The sequence below is a fragment of the Seonamhaeicola sp. ABD4_175 genome, from assembly GCF_056160885.1.
Map to the genome: position 1 here is coordinate 1,365,988 of NZ_JBSWYC010000001.1, position 18,504 is coordinate 1,384,491.

17 protein-coding genes are annotated in these 18,504 nt (G+C 32.9%); 14 read left to right on the plus strand and 3 right to left on the minus strand.

What is annotated here, in order from left to right; genetic code table 11:
- Window positions 1–24 precede the first annotated feature (24 nt).
- The 3 genes from ACXAG4_RS05525 to ACXAG4_RS05535 form a co-directional block, all read right to left on the minus strand.
- The gene (locus tag ACXAG4_RS05525) at window positions 25–1,539 is read right to left on the minus strand and encodes a RagB/SusD family nutrient uptake outer membrane protein (protein ID WP_475295073.1); all 1,515 of its coding nucleotides are present in this window, start codon (window positions 1,537–1,539) and stop codon (window positions 25–27) included.
- Window positions 1,540–1,574: 35 nt separating this feature from the next.
- Window positions 1,575–4,583, minus strand: a complete 3,009-nt coding sequence (locus tag ACXAG4_RS05530) for a SusC/RagA family TonB-linked outer membrane protein (protein ID WP_475295074.1) — start codon at window positions 4,581–4,583, stop codon at window positions 1,575–1,577.
- Window positions 4,584–5,168: 585 nt separating this feature from the next.
- Complete coding sequence (locus ACXAG4_RS05535; RefSeq protein ID WP_475295075.1) at window positions 5,169–6,224, minus strand: 2Fe-2S iron-sulfur cluster-binding protein; 1,056 nt, start codon at window positions 6,222–6,224, stop codon at window positions 5,169–5,171.
- 117 nt (window positions 6,225–6,341) lie between these two features.
- Between ACXAG4_RS05535 and ACXAG4_RS05540 the strand changes: the two genes are divergently transcribed.
- The 14 genes from ACXAG4_RS05540 to ACXAG4_RS05605 all read left to right on the plus strand — a co-directional run bounded on the left by ACXAG4_RS05540 (window position 6,342) and on the right by ACXAG4_RS05605 (window position 18,489).
- On the plus strand, window positions 6,342–6,749 hold the full coding sequence (locus ACXAG4_RS05540; protein ID WP_475295076.1) for a DUF2059 domain-containing protein: 408 nt from the start codon (window positions 6,342–6,344) through the stop codon (window positions 6,747–6,749).
- Between the two features lie 3 nt (window positions 6,750–6,752).
- Window positions 6,753–8,234: a DUF5687 family protein gene (locus ACXAG4_RS05545; RefSeq protein ID WP_475295077.1), complete on the plus strand. Its 1,482-nt coding sequence runs from the start codon at window positions 6,753–6,755 to the stop codon at window positions 8,232–8,234.
- A gap of 12 nt (window positions 8,235–8,246) precedes the next feature.
- Entirely contained in the window at window positions 8,247–8,942 is a 696-nt protein-coding gene (locus ACXAG4_RS05550; RefSeq protein ID WP_475295078.1) for an ABC transporter ATP-binding protein, read from the plus strand.
- A gap of 144 nt (window positions 8,943–9,086) precedes the next feature.
- Complete coding sequence (gene porW / locus ACXAG4_RS05555) at window positions 9,087–11,615, plus strand: type IX secretion system periplasmic lipoprotein PorW/SprE (RefSeq protein WP_475295079.1); 2,529 nt, start codon at window positions 9,087–9,089, stop codon at window positions 11,613–11,615.
- Window positions 11,616–11,625: 10 nt separating this feature from the next.
- Window positions 11,626–12,033, plus strand: coding sequence for a bactofilin family protein (locus tag ACXAG4_RS05560; RefSeq protein WP_475295080.1), 408 nt, complete (start codon window positions 11,626–11,628; stop codon window positions 12,031–12,033).
- Window positions 11,996–12,235, plus strand: a complete 240-nt coding sequence (locus ACXAG4_RS05565; RefSeq protein WP_475295081.1) for an AtpZ/AtpI family protein — start codon at window positions 11,996–11,998, stop codon at window positions 12,233–12,235. Before ACXAG4_RS05560 ends, ACXAG4_RS05565 begins: the two co-directional genes overlap by 38 nt.
- Window positions 12,228–12,608, plus strand: a complete 381-nt coding sequence (locus ACXAG4_RS05570) for a DUF6168 family protein (RefSeq protein ID WP_475295082.1) — start codon at window positions 12,228–12,230, stop codon at window positions 12,606–12,608. Before ACXAG4_RS05565 ends, ACXAG4_RS05570 begins: the two co-directional genes overlap by 8 nt.
- Before the next feature lie 103 nt (window positions 12,609–12,711).
- Window positions 12,712–13,845: a F0F1 ATP synthase subunit A gene (gene atpB / locus ACXAG4_RS05575; protein WP_475295083.1), complete on the plus strand. Its 1,134-nt coding sequence runs from the start codon at window positions 12,712–12,714 to the stop codon at window positions 13,843–13,845.
- A 40-nt stretch (window positions 13,846–13,885) separates the two neighbouring features.
- Window positions 13,886–14,074 (plus strand): ATP synthase F0 subunit C, encoded by a 189-nt coding sequence (atpE, locus tag ACXAG4_RS05580; RefSeq protein WP_004569351.1) that lies wholly within the window; start codon window positions 13,886–13,888, stop codon window positions 14,072–14,074.
- 104 nt (window positions 14,075–14,178) lie between these two features.
- A complete protein-coding gene (locus ACXAG4_RS05585) occupies window positions 14,179–14,679 on the plus strand; it encodes a F0F1 ATP synthase subunit B (protein ID WP_475295084.1) in 501 nt (166 codons plus the stop codon).
- 52 nt (window positions 14,680–14,731) lie between these two features.
- On the plus strand, window positions 14,732–15,262 hold the full coding sequence (atpH, locus tag ACXAG4_RS05590) for an ATP synthase F1 subunit delta (protein WP_475295085.1): 531 nt from the start codon (window positions 14,732–14,734) through the stop codon (window positions 15,260–15,262).
- Window positions 15,263–15,304: 42 nt separating this feature from the next.
- Complete coding sequence (gene atpA / locus ACXAG4_RS05595; protein WP_475295086.1) at window positions 15,305–16,885, plus strand: F0F1 ATP synthase subunit alpha; 1,581 nt, start codon at window positions 15,305–15,307, stop codon at window positions 16,883–16,885.
- A 96-nt stretch (window positions 16,886–16,981) separates the two neighbouring features.
- Window positions 16,982–17,848 (plus strand): ATP synthase F1 subunit gamma, encoded by an 867-nt coding sequence (gene atpG / locus ACXAG4_RS05600; protein ID WP_475295087.1) that lies wholly within the window; start codon window positions 16,982–16,984, stop codon window positions 17,846–17,848.
- A 143-nt stretch (window positions 17,849–17,991) separates the two neighbouring features.
- Window positions 17,992–18,489, plus strand: coding sequence for a hypothetical protein (locus ACXAG4_RS05605; protein ID WP_475295088.1), 498 nt, complete (start codon window positions 17,992–17,994; stop codon window positions 18,487–18,489).
- Window positions 18,490–18,504 lie beyond the last annotated feature (15 nt).

The following is an 18,504-nucleotide window of genomic DNA, read 5'->3' on the forward strand; positions in this document are numbered from 1 at the left end:
TTTTTTTGATATGATAATTAAAATTTAGTTACCTAAATTAGGGTTTAGCAACACCTCATTAGCAGGTACAGGCGCAAAATAATTATCCGTACCTAATGAGCCTAAAATGGCATTTTGTACAGGTAATAATTGCCCTTGACTATTAAATGAACTTTGTGGGTTTCTATTAGATAGTGCATCTTGTACACGTTCCATTCTCACAAGGTCATTCCAACGTAGCCACTCTCCTGCAAATTCCCATTTACGTTCTGTAAAAGCTAGTTCAGCTATATCGCCACTTGTAACATCAACCGATGGATTTGGTGTATTAAATGGTAAACCTTCGGCTCTTCTTCTAATTTTATTTAAAGCTTCCCAAGCAGCAGGAGTTACATTTCCTGAACGACCAGAGGCTTCCGCATAAATTAAAAGTACTTCGGCGTAGCGCATAATGAAGTCGTTTCTATCAGTATTAAAATCAGCTAAAGGAATATCGCCTGCAGGACCAGCAATTTTTTTGAAAACTGGTGTTTGTTGGTCTGTAAAGTTTTCCCAATCATGTTCAGTTCTATAGGTTGCTTCTTTTCTGGGGCCTTCAGGGAAGTCTTCATAATATCTAATTTCAGCAAATGTTTCTTGCCAACCACCTAAATCTGAGGGGTTTCCTAACTTTCCGAATTTACGGTTATTTAAACCTGAGGCTCTGTTGTATGCTATAGTCCAAATACTTTCGTCATTAAATCTATTATTTAACAACCATAAGTTTTCTAAGTCTTCAACCAAACCAAAACCATGACTTGCTGCGTTATCTATTACTTGTTTGGCGCTTGAAGCTGCAAGTGCGTATTTAGAGTTGTCTTTTGCAGGAAAACCAGCCCAATCTAAATATAATCGTGCTAAAAATGCTCTTGCTGAACCAGAGTTTGGTCTTGGTGCACCATCTAAAACACCAGGATATATTTCTGGTAGTAAAATTTCTGCTTGCAGTAAATCAGACTCAATTTGTTGGTACACTTCTTCTTGAGTTGCTAGCCCTATTTCAAAATCAGGAACAGAAGTTAATGGTAGTGGTATTCTACCGTGCATGCGTGTTAAATGAAAAAACATAGCGCCTCTTAAAAAGTAAATTTCACCAATTAACCTGTCTTGTTTATCAGAATCTGTAAATTCAACACCTTCAATACTTTCTAATACAGCGTTTGCAGCCCTAACCATGGCGTAAATATCACGCCAATTGTTTGCTATACGACCATTTGTTGCAGATACTTGTCTTTGGTCAAATTCTCTAAAATCTGCTTTATTACTCACTTTGTGTGTGGTAATATCATCACCGGCCCAACCGTGTACAAAAAATGTAGACCATTGTGATGCGTTTCTTAAGCGTCCATAAATACCTGTTACACCAAGTTCAAGCTCAGCTATTTGGCTGTAGGTTCCAGGGGCCAAAGAGTAGTCTATGGTTGGATCTTCTTCTAAATCGGCACAACCCGTAAATACCATGGCAAATGCCATAAGTATTGATGTGGGCTTTAGCCATTTTAATATTTCTTTTTTATTCATGATATATACTTTTTTTAATTTTAATTAAACCGATATTATAGTCCTATTTTAACACCAAATGAAAATGTTCTTGGGTTAGGGTAGGCACCTACGTTTATACCAGCAGCAACGTCTACATTTCCTGCATTATTGGCGGGTCTAGAGGTGTGTTCAGGATCATAACCACTATAATCTGTTATTAGGAATAAGTTTTGACCAGAAGCATAAACTTTTAAATAATTTACTCCTTCTATAATATCGTTAAAAGTATAGCCTAAAGACAAGTTGCTAAGTCTAACAAAATCTCCCTTTTCAACAAATCTTGTAGAGCCAATTTCGTTTTCACCACCGGCAGGAATATTTGTTTCATTTGTTGCGGTCCATTGGTTTAATTGTTCAGTAGCTAAAAAGCTTCTTTGGTTACCAGTGTTACCAACCAAAATACCTTGAACAGCATTTAACACCTCAAAACCAGCTACACCTTGAAATAATATGTTTAAATCCCAGTTTTTATAAGTTAATGTATTGTTGAAACCCCACGTAGTAGTTGGTGTACCGTTACCTATGGCACCAAATGTAATATTACCATCTTCATCAGTAGCATATTTAGCATCACCAGGCAATAAGCCAAGTTCGGCAGCTTCTGCAGCTTCAGATGTTTTCCATGTACCAAGAAAAGTTGCTCCCCAGAATTGTCCTAAAGGTTCGCCTACTTGTATTCTATTCCAAGTTCTACTTTTACCATCAACACTATCAAAAGTGCCTTGTATATCATCAACGCCACCTAAATCTATTACTTCGTTTTTAGAATAAGAAAGATTGAATGATGAATCCCAAACAAAATCTTCATTTTGGATAATAGATCCAGATAAAGTAACATCTATACCTTTGTTTTCAACTTCACCTATATTTTGACGAATAAAACCACCGCCATTAGTATCTGGCACAGGAACATCTAAAAGTAAATCAGTAGTGTTTTTAACATAACCATCAAGTGTTAAATTGGCTCTACCGTTAAATAAACCAAGATCAATACCAATGTTAGTTTGCGTTGTTGTTTCCCAAGTTAAATCTGGATTTCCGTAACTACCAGGTGCTGAACCTGCTGATACTGTAGACCCATCAAAGGCATAGCGGCTAGCATTTGTAACCTCTACTGATGGATATGTTGAATAGTTTGCTATATTTTGATTACCAACTTGACCCCAACCAGCTCTTAAACTTAAACCAGTAAATACACTATTGTTTTGAAGTAAGTTGTTTAGGCTATAGCGTGCAGAAACCGATGGGAAGTATCCCGTTCTGTTACCTTCGCGGAATTTTGAAGAAGAATCTGCTCTAATAGTACCTGTAATATAAAAGTTATTGTTAAAAATATATTCTAACCTACCCATTACAGATTCTATTGAAGCATTACCAAAGCCATTATTTATATTGGTAGCAGCTGCTAATTCAGCAAAGTAAAAACCTAGAGGAATAGATAAGTCATTGGCACTATAGCTATTAAACCTAGATTCGTTTCCTGAAAATTCATAAACCCCCGTAACTTTAACATCATGTTTATCATCAAACACTTTTTGCCATGTTAAAATGTTACTAACTTGGTGGTTTGTGTTTTTTGAAGAACCAAAACCAACATCGTTTAAAGGATGATCTAACCTATATGTTTCAGTATCATTATTTATTGTTGAAACACCGGCTAGTAATGTATAGTTTAAATTATCTGTAATATCATAACTAATATTAATGTTTACGTTTAGCCTATCATTAATACCTTCTACATTGGTAGTGTTAATGTCTTCAATAGGATTAGCACTTAATGATGCTAATGATTGTGATGAAAACCTGTTATAACTACCATTTTGATCAAAAATTGGTGTAGTTGGGTCCCAAGAAAGTGCTTTTACTATTAAACTTCCTTGAAAACGATTTAAAGTTGTTAAATCATTTAAAATAGAAGCTCTTGTAGCAAAAGTGTTTAAACCAACTTTTAACTTGTCATTAATTTTTGCATTAATGTTAGCTCTTAAAGAATATCTTTCATATCCTGTATTTTTTACAATACCTTCTTGGTCTACGTAGTTACCAGAAAGGAAGTAATCTATATTTCCTTCAGAACCACTTACCGAAATTTGTGCGTTGTTTGAAATTCCTGTTTGGAATAATTCTCTTTGATAATTAGTACCACCAACAATACCAAAAGCTTCAATTTCACCATCAGAGAATATAGGTGTTCCGTTTACACGTGTTCTTCTAGCATTTTCTAAGCGTGCAAAATCTGCAGCGCCAAGTGTTGGTAAATATTCTGGAACAGATGCTACGGTTGTGAAATAATCTACATCAATTTTAGCTTTACCTCTACCTTTTTTTGTACTAACTATAATAACACCGTTAGATCCTCTTGAACCATAAATTGCAGTAGCCGAAGCATCTTTTAATACGTCCATACTGGCAATATCATTTGGGTTTAAGGTGCTTAAATCTCCACCAATAATACCATCAATAACAACAAGCGGACTATTATCTCCGTTTATAGAGTTAACACCACGAATACGAACTTTTACAGCTGCACCAGGCGCACCGCCTTGTCTTGCAACAGTAACACCTGCTGCTCTACCTCCTAAGGCGTCTTCAACACGGGTTAAGGGTTGTTTTTCAAACGATTTTGCACTAACCTGTGAAACAGCTCCTGTTAAATCACTTTTTTTAGCGGTACCATAACCAATAACTACAACTTCATCAAGTTGAGCAGCATCTTCGGCTAATGTAATTTTAATAGATGTTTTATTGCCTACAGTTACATTTTGTGTAATGTAGCCTAAAAATGATACCACAAGCACATCAGTTGATGAAGCGCTGAGGCTAAAATTACCATCAAAATCTGTTACGGTGCCTTTGGTGGTACCTTTAATTATTACATTGGCTCCAGGTATACCAACTCCAGCTTCATCAACAACGGTTCCTTGAACTGTTTGTTGGGCTGAAATTTCCTGAAAGCTCATAAGGGCTAGTACAAGTCCACAGAACAGACTAATCCTAAATAGCTTAGTTAATTGTTTTTTCATAATTATTTTAGTTTAAGTTGAATTAGTTATACACACAAACAACCATAAGAACGGTAGTGTGTATTTTTTTAAAGTATTGGTAATACTTAATATGTGGTAAAAATTTCAAACACTTAAGTGTTTGTTAAAGGTAAAACGCTATTAACTAGGTTTTCTTTTTGTGGTTTTGGCTTACTTTTAAAAGCGCAATTAATTTCAGTGTCATAATAGTTTAGTTTAAGTTTTTGTTTAAAATTTAATAATACACTTAAAAGATTGTGTAATTACAAATAATATTAACGTAAATATAAGAATGTAGTTTTAATAAATGGTTTTTTTTGTGAATTTAATTTATTAAAATATAATTTACTTTTTATTTAAAAGCAAATCACTACATAGAGTTCAAATTTGAAACGGGTTTCTTCTTTGAAATTGTAAAATATAAATATATTTATGAAATCTGTTTCTAATAAAAAAATACAATCACTAAACTAGAGTATAGAATACGCTAAAACATAAACTATATTACCCTAATATTATACTATTTTAACATTGAAGTGTTTTTTTGAAAGATAAGTAAGGAGGCTATATTGTTTCTTTTTGAATTTACACATCATCATAATCAACTACAATAGAAGTTGAGGTTGGATGTGCTTGACAGGTTAAAATTAAACCTTCGGCAACTTCGTTTTCTGTTAAAATATTGTTTTGGCGCATGGTAGCTTCGCCATCTTTTATTCTGGCTAAACAGCTACTGCAAATACCACCTTGGCAAGAGTAAGGTGCATCTAAATCATTATCTAAGGCAGCTTCTAAAATGGTTTGTTTTTGAGGCATTTCAAAAGTAGATTCTTCATCATCAACAATAACTGTTATTTTGGTGTTTCCGTTAGAAACAACTTCTTCACTTTTGGTTTCGGGTTTTGCAGCTTTAAATAATTCAAAATGAATTTTATTAGTATCTATACCATTTTCTGTTAATACATCTTTAACAGTGTTTATCATAGCTTCGGGTCCACACAGGTAAAAGGCATCAACAACTACATCTTTATGTTTGTTTTTAATAATGTAGTTAACGGTGCTTTTTTCTATTCTACCAAAAAGGGCATTGTCTTCATCTTTTTGGCTAAATAGAAATTGTATAGAAAAACGGTCTTTATATTTGTGTTGAAGTTCTAACAATTCATTTAAAAACATGGTGTCTTGCGTGGTTTTATTGCCATAAACCAAAATAACTTTACTATTAACTTCTTCTTGTAAAGCACATTTAATTATACTTAAAATAGGTGTAATACCGCTGCCTGCTGCAAAAAGGGCTATGTTTTTAGTTTTTTTATCGTTGGGTTCAAAAATAAAACGTCCGTTTGGTGGTGCAACTTCAAGCGTGTCACCAGCTTGCAATTTGTTGTTTGCGAAGGCAGAAAAGGTGCCATCTTTCACTTCTTTTACAGCAACTTTTAATTCGTTACTATTTGGTGCAACACATAAAGAATAATCACGTCTTACTTCTTTGCCATTAATTGTAGTTTTTAAAGTAATATATTGGCCTGCTTTAAAAGCAAAAGTATCTTTTAAATTTTCAGGAAGATTAAAACTAATACTAACAGCATTAGCGGTTTCTTTAATTATGTTTTTTATGCTTAGTGAATGAAATGATGACATGCGTAAAATTTTTGTACAAAAATAACTAAGTAGATTTGTAAATAACAGTTAAACTTGTAACAATTACTAAAAAACACTTACTAACCATACGTAACTAACACTTTAACACATAATATTATGAAAAAATCTATTTTTATTTGCTTGTTTTTTTTAGCACTATCAGTTCAGGTTAATGCGCAAGACGCTGCTACTTTTAAAAACGAAACTATAGAATTTATAAAACTAACAGGTGCCGGTGCAGCGTTTGAAAACGCTATTAGCCAAATAGGTGTAATGGTTAGTGATGATAAAAAGGCCGATTATACCAAAGAAGCTACTGCAACATTAGGAGGCTTGTATGAAAAATTAGCCAATTTATACATGGAAGAGTTTACTAAAGAGGAAATACAAGAACTTACTGCTTTTTATAAAACCAACTTAGGTAAAAAACTTGCCGAAAAGCAATTAGGCTTAACCCAAAAAGCTATGTTGGTTGGCCAATCATGGGGAATGGATTTACAGGCTATTGCTCAAAAATACAATTAAGCTATGATAAAGCATTTTTTAAACCTAGAGTGGAAGGCGTTTTTTAGGTCGGCTACTTTGGGTAAAAGCATTGCTGTAAAAATATTAATGGGCTTTTTCCTGCTATATTTTGCAATTATATTTTCGTTTGCTGGTTTTTTTATGATTAAAATTCTTGGTAAAACACACCCTAATGTAAGTCCGTTTGTAGCATTTAATAGTTTTATATTTTTCTGGATTTTAGCCGATTTATTATTTAGGTTCTTTTTCCAAAAGCTACCAGTAATGAGTGTAAAACCGTTGCTAACATTGCCAATAAAACGCAGTAGTATTGTAAACTATGTTTTAAAAAAATCAGTAGTTTCATTTGCTAATTTTTTACCATTATTAACCATAATTCCTTTTGGTATAACGTTAATAATTAATGGAAATGAAAGTGTACAAACTGTAATTATTTGGTGGTTAGTGCTTATACTTGTTATTTTAATAAACAATTTTTTAAATTTTATTTTAGAAAGTTTATCGGCACAAACCGAACTGTCTTTTTTACCAATAATATTATTAACAGGTGTGCTTTTTGGCCTAAACCATTTTAATATTATTAATTTATCTAGCTTGCTGTCATCGGCAGTTATGGGTATTGCTCATAACCCGCTTTACTTAATTACGCCCATTGTAATTTTAGGCGTTGTGTATGGTTTCAACTTTAATATTTTACACAAAAAATTGTTTTTAGATAGCGGCTTAAAAGAAAAAGTAAAAGAAGTTAATGCAGCTAATTTAGAATGGACTAAAAATTTTGGTGACATAGCGCCTTTTCTTCAATTAGATTTAAAAATGATTTTGCGTAATAAACGCACAAAATCATCTGTTTGGATTTTGGTTATGGGCTTGTTGTATGGCTTGTTTTTTTATCCGCAACCAGTATATCAAAACGCCACTTGGTTTTTTATGCTTATAGGTGTGTTTTCAACAGGTATATTTTTAATAAGCTTTGGGCAGTTTATTCCTGCCTGGGATAGCGGTTATTACAAGCTGTTAATGAGCCAAAATATAAAATATGAACAATACCTAAAATCTAAATTCACTTTAATGGCTTTTAGTGTTGTGGCACTTTTTGTACTAGGCATACCTTATGTTTACTTTGGTTATAAGGTGTTAATAGCACATTTTGTGGCCGCTATTTATAACATTGGCGTTAATACGCATGTAATAATGTGGGGCGGTTCTTTTAACAGAAAAAAAATAAACTTAGATCAAAAAGCAGCATTTAATTATCAAGGTACAGGTGCAGTACAATGGCTAATTGGCATACCATTATTGCTTTTGCCATTGGGCTTATTTGCACTTATTTATTTTTTAATAAATTTTGAAGTTGCTTGCACTGTTATTGGTGTTTTGGGAGTAATTGGTATTGTACTACACCAAAAATTAATGAAACTTATTACAAAAAAATATACAGCATCAAAATACCAAATGATAGCTGCTTTTAATCAAGAAAGTTAATACAAACTAACTATGATAACAACATCAAACCTTTCAAAAAAATATAATAATAAACAGGTTTTAAATATTGAAACTTTAGAAATACCAAAAGGCCAAAGTTTTGGGCTAGTAGGTAATAATGGTGCCGGTAAAACCACCTATTTTAGTCTGTTGTTAGATTTAATTCAACCAACAACAGGGCTTATTGTTAATAACAACATTCAAGTTGATAAAAGTGAAGATTGGAAACCATTTACATCGGCATTTATTGATGAAAGCTTCTTAATTGGCTATTTAACACCCGAAGAGTATTTTTATTTTATTGGTGAATTACGCGGGCAAAATAAAGCCGATGTTGATGCGTTGGTGGCACAGTACGAGGATTTTTTTCACGGTGAAATTTTAGGGCAAAAAAAATATTTAAGAGATTTAAGTAAAGGAAACCAAAAAAAAGCAGGCATAGTGGCTGCCTTAATTGGTAACCCTGAAGTTATTATTTTAGATGAACCTTTTGCAAACCTAGATCCCACAACGCAAATACGCTTAAAAGGCATCGTTAAAAATTTAGCTGAAACTAAAGGCGTAACCGTATTAATTTCTAGTCATGATTTACTTCACGTAACCGATGTTTGCGAGCGTATAGTAGTATTAGAAAAAGGTGCAATTGTAAAGGATATAAAAACAAGTGAAGCCACCTTAAAAGAGCTAGAAGCGCACTTTGCAGGCTAGAACTTTGGTATAATTTATAGGTTTATTAGAAAAGATGTTTATTTTTACGTCTATCATATAATAATAGCTATGTAAATTAGTTATGTATTTAGACTAAAATAACCAACGGTGAACACATCTTATAAAGTTACATCTGTCTTTTTTTTGGCAACATTTTTAATAGTGAGTTGCTCCAGAAAAAAAGACAAATTTATTAGTAGAAACTTTCATGCTGTAACAGCAGAGTTTAACGCGCTTTATAATGGATACAATGCTTTAGAGCAAGGTAGAAATAGTTTAAACCAAGGGTATTTTGATGATTATTGGAGTGTACTACCCATTGAGCGTATGCAAGTTTCTGATGAGGTTATTCTGCCAGGGCAATCTAAAAATCAAGACTTTACAAGAGCCGAAGAAAAAGCAGTAAAAGCTATACAAAAACACAGTATGAACATTGAGGGTAAAGAAAAAAACCCTCAAATGGATGAAGCCTATTTACTTTTAGGTAAAGCACGTTATTTTGATCAGCGTTTTATACCAGCCATAGAAGCCTTTAATTATATACTCTACAAATACCCGGCTAGTGATAAAATAAATCAAGCCAAAGTTTGGAGAGAAAAAACAAACATTAGGCTAGATAATAATGAACTTGCAATAACAAACCTTAAACGCCTTTTATATCAGCAAGAATTAGAAGGGCAAGATTTAGCCGATGCCACATCAATGTTGGCACAAGCCTACATTAACACAAAATCTGTTGATAGCGCTATAACACAACTAGAAATTGCAGCAAAGGCCACAAAAAGTAATGATGAGCGTGGGCGCTACAGGTTTATACAAGGCCAATTATACAATCAGTTAGGTTATAAAGACAGTGCAAACATAGCTTTTAATAAAGTTATTGAGCTTAACCGAAAAACACCTAGGATTTATATGATTTCGGCGCACTTAGAAAAAGTAAAAAACTTTAATTCCGAAACCGATAATAAATTTGAAACCTTAGAATTACTTTCAGATTTAGAAAAAAATAGAGAAAACCGCCCATTTCTAGATAAAATATATCACCAAATAGGCGCATTTCATTTACAACATCAATCAGATTCTATTGCGTCTAAATACTTTAATAAGTCTTTACAAGAAAAATCAAAAGACAAGATATTAAACGCCAGAAATTATCAAATTTTAGGCGATATGCATTTTGAAAAATCTTTATATAGAGATGCTGGTTTGTATTATGATAGCACCATGGCTAATTTGGTTTTAAACTCTAAACCATATCGCGTAATAAAACGTAAAAGAGATAATTTAGATGATGTTATTCACTATGAAGCCATTGCCCAAGTGAATGATAGTATTTTACACTTGGTTCACTTACCCGAAGCCGAAAAAACAGCCTATTTTGAAGCTTACATTGAAACATTAAAACAACAAGCCGAAGCCGAAAAAGAAGCGCTTAAAAAACAGGAAGCCTTACAACGCAATAGTGGTTTAATAACATCAAATAATAGTATTCGTACTAGTGGTGCTGGTGGTTTGCCTGGGCAAGCAGCGGTATTTTATTTTTACAATCCAACAACGGTGGCTTTTGGTAAAAACGAGTTTGTAAAAATTTGGGGCAATAGAGCTTTAGGTGATAATTGGCGTTGGTCTAAAAAAAGTAGCACTGGAGGCGCTGTAAATACTGCTGTTGGTAATGATGCTTTGGCAGCAAATAATGAGGAGCGTTACAAACCAGAGTTTTATATAGCTCAAATACCTTCGGAAGCTAAAGAAATTGATAGCATTTCAAAAGAACGCAATTATGCTTACTACCAACTGGGTTTAATTTACAAGGAAAAATTTAAAGAGTTTGAACTCGCAAAAAGTAAGTTTCAAAATTTATTACAAAGCAATCCTGAAGAACGTTTGGTGCTTCCTTCAAAATATAATTTATATAAAATTTATGAAGCGTTAGGTGAAAATGATGAAGCCAAAATTGCTAAAAACGATATTACTACAAATTACCCAGAGTCTAGGTATGCTACTATTTTAAATAACCCCGATTTACTATCGGGAAAAGATGAAAATAGCCCAGAAAGTTTATATGAAAATTTGTATGAAAAACATCAAAACCAAGAATACGCAACCGTTATTTCAAAAGCTAAAGAATATATTAATTTGTATGATGGAGAAGCTATAGTGCCAAAATTTGAGCTTTTAAAAGCAACCGCTTTAGGTAGGCTTAACGGTTATGAGGCTTACAAAAAAGCTATAAATTACATAGCAGTTACATATGCCAACACGCCCGAAGGTTTACATGCACAAGACATAGAAAACAAAGTATTACCCAAAATGGCAAGTAACGAGTTTGTTGATGAAACTGCAGACTTATCTGGGCATTACAAGGTGGTTTTTAAGTTTGAAGACAGCACCCCACAAACTTTGCAAACATTTCAAAAAACATTAAATGAGGTGCTTAAAAACATAAAATATTATACTTTAACATCGTCAATTGATGTTTACAATACAAATACAACTTTTGTAGTAGTTCATGGTTTAAAAAACGGGCAAGTAGCAAAAACATTTAACCAGTTGTTAACTAAAGAAGATGCTAAAAAAATTAAAGAGCCTTATATTGCAATGGCATCAACAAATTATCAAATAATACAAATTCATAAAAACTTAAATACTTATTTAAGCGTATATAATAACTAAATGCAGTTTTATGTTTTCAGAAAATAAAAAAAACAAAATGGTAGAAAGTTCATCGAGTCAGAATATTATTGCTCAAGGCACAAAAATTGTTGGAGATTTAACCAGTGAAGGAGATTTTAGAATTGATGGCCTTATTGAAGGTAATGTTAAAACCACCGGTAAAATAGTGGTTGGTAAAGCTGGTTTTATTAAAGGTACATTACAAGGAACAGATGCTTATTTTGAAGGTAAGTTTTCTGGAAAATTAGCCTTGTCTGGTACATTAACATTAAAATCTACAGCACATATTGAAGGCGAAGTTATAGCAGGTAAACTTGCCGTTGAACCTGGTGCAACATTTAATGTAACATGTGCTATGAAAGGTGCTGTTAAAGAAATGAATGGAGGACAAAAATCGAAAACCGAAAAAACAGCTTAATGTTTATTTAAGGTTTACCACAATGGCCATTCAAATGGGCTTAACAATTTATTTAGGCTCAAAATTAGGCGCGTGGCTAGATGTTAAATTTGAAAACAATAACGCACTGTACACAAAAATTACTACACTAGTGGCCGTTTTTTTTGCCATGGTATCTGTAATAATACAAGTAACCAACATATCAAATAAAAATAATGATTAAGCGTATAGCATTTTTTGCTACAGCCATAGTAGTGCTTTTTATTGTATTTTACTTTTTACATAATTATGTTTTAAATACCAATGAAATGGCATTGGTGTTTTCATTATTTAGCGTGTATTTATATTATGCAGTATCTGCAATTTTAGTATATACTATTGTTGAAATTGTATCAGCAAAACTACCAAACCAAGCAGGATATGCATTTTTAGCTTCAATATTTTTAAAAATAGGCTTTTTTGTACTTATTTTTCAATCTACAATTTTTACTGATGTGTCTTTAACTAAACCCGAAAGATTTTCATTAGTAATTCCATTGTTTCTTTTTTTAATTGCTGAAACTGTTGCTATTTCTAAACTATTAAATAACAAATAGATTCAGAAAAATTTAACCAAAAGAAAACAAAGATTAAAAAGGGTTTGTAGTTATAATTAATTGTGTACCTTTGCACGAAAATTTAAGGACCATAACTAAAGGTATGATGATAGCAACAAAATCTATCAAATTTTTTACAGTACTAGCTGTAGTATTGACTTCATTAACATCTTTTGCCACTTCAGGTGGTTCAACAGACAACAAAGAAGGGCAGGTAAACACACCAGAATCCATTAACGCTTACATTAAACATCACTTAGCAGATTCGCACGATTTTGCATTGTATTCTTATACAAATGATGCAGGTGAGCGTAAACATGTTGGTTTTCCGTTACCTGTAATTGTTTGGACGAGCAAAGGTTTGAAAACTTTCATGTCTTCAGAGTTTCATCATAATGATGATGGCCATGTTATTGTTGAAAAAGGAGATGTAAAACTGGTAAAAATTCACAGTAAAATTTATGAGTTAAACGAAGGTGCAGATCATGTTGTTTTTGATGATCATCATCACGCAACAAATGCGCACAAAGTTTTAGATTTTTCTATTACTAAAAGTGTATTTGGTATGTTGTTAGCTGGTTTATTAATGTTGCTTGGCTTTAGCTCATTAGCAAGAGGTTACAAAAAAGGAGCAATACCAACTGGTGTGGGGCGTTTATTAGAGCCGTTAGTGCTTTATGTTAGAGATGATATTGCAAGACCAAACATTGGCGAGAAAAAGTACAAAAAATTCATGCCTTACTTGTTAACGGTTTTCTTTTTTATTTGGATATTGAACTTATTAGGCTTAACACCGCTTGGTTTTAACGTTACAGGGCAAATTGCAGTAACAGCGTGTTTAGCAATATTTACAGCTGTAATTTATTTAACCAACGGAAGTAAAGACTTTTGGGCACACACACTTTGGATGCCTGGTGTACCAAAAATATTAAGACCAGTATTAGCTTTAATAGAGCTTGTTGGTTTTGTGTTAATTAAGCCATTTTCATTATTAGTGCGTTTGTTTGCAAACATAACAGCAGGCCACTTTGTGGTAATGAGCTTAATTGCTTTAATGATAACTTTAAAAAACCAATTTGGGCCAGTAGCCTCAACAGGTATGTCGTTATTGTTAACATTATTTATATCTGTTATAGAAATTTTAGTAGCCTTTTTACAAGCATTTATTTTTACAATGTTATCGGCTCTATTTATTGGTATGGCGGTAGAAGAGCATGATCACGAACATGCACATTAATATTTAATAAGAATTTGTTTAATTATATAAATCAATTAGTATGTACAATTTAATTGGAGCAGGATTAATCGTAATCGGTGGAGGAATCGGTTTAGGTCAAATTGGTGGTAAAGCAATGGAAGGTATTGCTCGTCAACCAGAGGCTGCTGGTAAAATCCAAACAGCGATGATCATCATCGGAGCATTATTAGAAGGTTTAGCATTTGGTGCTTTAATCTTAGGAAAATAATTTTTCGGTAAACAAATCAAAAAACATTTTCCTGTAACGGTTGGTTGCAGGAAATGTTTAAAAAATTAAACAACAAAAAAGAACAAAGATTTAATTCATAGATAATGGAGCAGTTATTAAACGATTTTTCACCAGGCTTATTTTTTATGCAAGTTTTAATTTTAGGAATTATACTTTTCCTAATGTTCAAATTTGCTTGGAAACCAATTTTAAACTCATTAAATGAGCGTGAAGAAGGTATACAAAATGCATTAGATGAAGCAGATAATGCTAGAAAAGAAATGCAAAACCTTCAAGCAGATAACCAAAGGTTATTAAACGAAGCTAGAGCAGAGCGTGATGAAATGCTTAAAGAAGCACGTGAGATGAAAAATAAAATGATTGAAGACGCAAAAGAAGAAGCCAATGCTGCAGCTGCAAAACTAATGGAGCAGGCGCAAGCTACTATTCAAACAGAAAAGAAAGCGGCTATTTCAGAATTAAAATCTCAAGTAGCAAACTTATCAATAGAAATTGCAGAAAAAGTAGTGCGCGAAGAATTATCTAACAAAGACAAGCAAGTAAAATTAGTTGAGTCTATGTTAGGCGAAGCAACTTTAAACTAATTATTAATTAAAAAGAAAGTCTTTATCCTTTGGAAAAGATTTATGATAGGATATGTCTAGAGCAGCAGTAAGATACGCAAAAGCGGCACTTAGTTTAGCCAACGATCAAAAAGCAGCCGATGCTGTAAATAATGATATGGTTGCAATAGCTAAAACAATTTCAGAAAGCGAAGAGTTAAGCCTTGTACTAAAAAGTTCAGTAATAAAATCTGAAGTTAAAAAAGCTGCTTTAACTCAAATTTTCTCCGGCATAAATAACATAAGCTCAGAGCTATTTAACATTTTAATAGCTAATAAACGCATAGATATTTTAGAAAACGTAGCTCAAAAATACACCTTATTGTTTGACGAGCTTAATGGTAAAGAAGTTGCACAAGTAACAACGGCTGTACCAATGACTAAAGATCTTGAAATTAAAGTATTAGCAAAAATTAAAGAACTAACCAATAAAGCTGTTGAAGTAGAAAACATAGTTGATGAAAATATTATTGGGGGTTTTATATTACGTATAGGAGATAAGCAATTTAACGCTAGTGTTCTAAACAAATTAAACAAATTAAAAAGAGAATTTACATTAAATTAAACTTGCCCAAAGCAACGTCAAAGGGTCAAAACAAATAAAAAGATGGCAGAAGTAAAACCAGCTGAAGTATCAGCAATCTTAAAGCAACAACTAGCAGGATTTGAAGCATCTGCTTCATTAGAAGAAGTAGGAACTGTGTTAACTGTTGGTGATGGTATTGCACGTGTTTACGGATTATCTAATGCGCAGTATGGCGAGTTAGTAGAGTTTGAAAACGGTCTTGAAGGTATTGTATTAAACCTTGAAGAAGACAACGTTGGTGTAGTATTATTAGGTCCTTCAAAAGAAATTAAAGAAGGTGCAACAGTAAAACGTACTGAAAGAATTGCTTCTATTAAAGTAGGAGAAGAAATGGTAGGTCGTGTTGTTGATACATTAGGTAACCCAATTGATGGTAAAGGCCCTATTGGAGGTGATCTTTACGAAATGCCATTAGAGCGTAAAGCACCTGGTGTTATTTACCGTCAGCCAGTTGATGAGCCAATGCAAACTGGTATCAAATCTATTGATGCTATGATTCCTGTTGGTAGAGGGCAACGTGAGCTAGTAATTGGAGATAGACAAACTGGTAAAACTACAGTTTGTATAGATACCATCTTAAATCAAAAAGAATTTTATGATGCAGGTGAACCTGTATTTTGTGTATATGTTGCAGTAGGTCAAAAAGCATCTACAGTAGCTGGTATAGCTAAAACTTTAGAAGAAAAAGGAGCTTTAGCTTATACAGTAATTGTTGCAGCAAACGCATCAGATCCTGCTCCAATGCAAGTATATGCTCCATTTGCAGGTGCTGCAATTGGTGAGTATTTTAGAGATACTGGTAGACCAGCTTTAATTGTTTATGATGATTTATCAAAACAAGCCGTTGCTTACCGTGAGGTATCTTTATTATTACGTCGCCCACCAGGACGTGAGGCCTACCCAGGTGACGTTTTCTACTTACACTCTAGATTATTAGAGCGTGCTGCAAAAGTAATTGCTGATGATAATATTGCTAAAGAAATGAACGATCTTCCTGAGTCGTTAAAACCAATAGTAAAAGGTGGCGGTTCTTTAACTGCTTTACCAATTATTGAAACACAAGCGGGAGATGTATCAGCTTATATTCCAACAAACGTAATTTCTATTACTGATGGGCAGATTTTCTTAGAGTCAGATTTATTCAACTCTGGTGTGCGTCCTGCAATTAACGTAGGTATTTCAGTATCTCGTGTAGGTGGTTCGGCTCAGATTAAATCAATGAAGAAAGTATCTGGTACGTTAAAGTTAGACCAGGCTCAGTTCCGTGAGTTAGAAGCATTTGCTAAATTTGGTTCAGATTTAGATGCGGCTACACTTAACGTAATTGAAAAAGGTAAGCGTAATGTGGAAATCTTAAAGCAAGCACAAAACGATCCGTTTACTGTTGAAGATCAGGTAGCAATAATTTATGCTGGATCTAAAAACTTATTAAAAGATGTTCCTGTTGAAAAAGTAAAAGAATTTGAAAAAGATTTTATTGAATTCTTAAACACAAAACATAGAAATGTGTTAGATACTTTAAAAGCAGGTAAATTAACTGATGAAGTTACAGATACTTTAACAAGCGTTTGTAAAGATTTATCAGCAAAATATAAAGCTTAATAATCCCCTCTTAATCTCCCTAACGGGAGAAATAAGAAAGGAAGTTTATTTTAACTAATCAATCCCTCTCCCTTGGAGAGGTTAGGAGAGGAAAATATGGCAAACTTAAAAGAAATACGTAACAGAATATCATCGGTATCTTCAACAATGCAGATTACCAGTGCCATGAAAATGGTATCGGCTGCTAAGTTAAAGAAAGCGCAAGATGCTATTACAGCAATGCGTCCATATGCTGATAAATTAACCGAGCTTTTGCAAGGACTAAGTGCTACTTTAGATGCAGATTCTGGAAGCAAATTTGCTGAACAACGTGATGTAAAAAAAGTACTTATTGTAGCTATAACATCTAACAGAGGCTTATGTGGTGCTTTTAATTCAAATATTGTAAAAGAAGTTACAAGATTAACCAACGACACTTATGCAAACCAAGAAGTTTCATATGTTGTGGTTGGTAAAAAAGCTAATGATGCATTTAAAAGATCAGATAAAATAATAGCTAACCACAGTGAAGTTTTTGACGATTTAACCTTTGATAATGTTGCTGAAATAGCACAAACTTTAATGGATAAATTTGTTGCAGGACAATTTGATAAAATTGAAATAGTTTATAACAGATTTAAAAATGCAGCTACGCAAATAGTAACTACAGAGCAGTTTTTGCCAATAGTTCCTATGGCTTCAGAAGCAGATGCTAATACTAATTTAGATTACGTATTTGAACCTTCAAAAGTTGAAATAGTTGAAGAGTTAATACCAAAGTCTTTAAAAACTCAACTTTACAAAGGTATTAGAGATTCTTTTGCAAGTGAGCATGGTGCACGTATGACTGCAATGCATAAAGCAACAGATAATGCTACAGAATTAAGAGATCAACTTAAATTAACGTATAACAAAGCGCGTCAGGCAGCCATTACTAATGAAATTTTAGAAATTGTTGGTGGTGCAGAAGCTTTGAATAATTAATAATATATCATTTTGCTGCGGTTAATTTGAGTAATCGAAGCAAAAAAAAGAATAAACAACATAAAGAACCTTACCAAATTTGGTAGGGCTTTTTTTATGGCATCCATTTTGTAATTATTATATTTAAACATATAATCTACATCATGAAAACGTTAAAATATATATTAAGTTTTTTTTTAATTACAATAACAATAATGAGTTTTTCTCAATGCTCAACAACAAAACATATTGATAACAAAGTACCAATAGAAATTAAAGAAGCTTATTATAAAACGTGGTCTAACCCAGCAAGGTTTACGGGCTCTGGCATCCATTTATATATTACCACTAAAAGCAATAACGCAATACAATTAGATAGTGTTTATTTTCAAAATAAAGTAGCACCATTAAAACAAACAAATAACACATACAAAGCAACCTTTAAAACAGGTAATAATAAACCTTTAGATATTGTAATGAGTGCAGAACCTATGGCAGAATACGGCAATACATTACCAAAATCGTGTACAAAAAAATTATTCCCTTTTAATTTAAAAATCAATGAATGTGTTGTAAGCTATAAACAAGATAATAAAGTTAAATACTTTAAAATAACGGTTAAAAAAAGGGAAACAAAAAGTTCATTAAACCAACGTATGTAACAATAGTTTATCTTT

Coding starts and splice junctions, on each gene's coding strand:
- ACXAG4_RS05525 (WP_475295073.1), bottom strand. CDS start 1,539: ATGAATAAAAAAGAAATATTAAAATGGCTAAAGCCCACATCAATACTT.
- atpH (WP_475295085.1), top strand. CDS start 14,732: ATGTCTAGAGCAGCAGTAAGATACGCAAAAGCGGCACTTAGTTTAGCC.
- ACXAG4_RS05535 (WP_475295075.1), bottom strand. CDS start 6,224: ATGTCATCATTTCATTCACTAAGCATAAAAAACATAATTAAAGAAACC.
- ACXAG4_RS05565 (WP_475295081.1), top strand. CDS start 11,996: ATGGAGGACAAAAATCGAAAACCGAAAAAACAGCTTAATGTTTATTTA.
- atpG (WP_475295087.1), top strand. CDS start 16,982: ATGGCAAACTTAAAAGAAATACGTAACAGAATATCATCGGTATCTTCA.
- ACXAG4_RS05605 (WP_475295088.1), top strand. CDS start 17,992: ATGAAAACGTTAAAATATATATTAAGTTTTTTTTTAATTACAATAACA.
- ACXAG4_RS05550 (WP_475295078.1), top strand. CDS start 8,247: ATGATAACAACATCAAACCTTTCAAAAAAATATAATAATAAACAGGTT.
- ACXAG4_RS05530 (WP_475295074.1), bottom strand. CDS start 4,583: ATGAAAAAACAATTAACTAAGCTATTTAGGATTAGTCTGTTCTGTGGA.
- ACXAG4_RS05570 (WP_475295082.1), top strand. CDS start 12,228: ATGATTAAGCGTATAGCATTTTTTGCTACAGCCATAGTAGTGCTTTTT.
- ACXAG4_RS05540 (WP_475295076.1), top strand. CDS start 6,342: ATGAAAAAATCTATTTTTATTTGCTTGTTTTTTTTAGCACTATCAGTT.
- ACXAG4_RS05560 (WP_475295080.1), top strand. CDS start 11,626: ATGTTTTCAGAAAATAAAAAAAACAAAATGGTAGAAAGTTCATCGAGT.
- ACXAG4_RS05545 (WP_475295077.1), top strand. CDS start 6,753: ATGATAAAGCATTTTTTAAACCTAGAGTGGAAGGCGTTTTTTAGGTCG.
- atpA (WP_475295086.1), top strand. CDS start 15,305: ATGGCAGAAGTAAAACCAGCTGAAGTATCAGCAATCTTAAAGCAACAA.
- ACXAG4_RS05585 (WP_475295084.1), top strand. CDS start 14,179: ATGGAGCAGTTATTAAACGATTTTTCACCAGGCTTATTTTTTATGCAA.
- atpE (WP_004569351.1), top strand. CDS start 13,886: ATGTACAATTTAATTGGAGCAGGATTAATCGTAATCGGTGGAGGAATC.
- atpB (WP_475295083.1), top strand. CDS start 12,712: ATGATGATAGCAACAAAATCTATCAAATTTTTTACAGTACTAGCTGTA.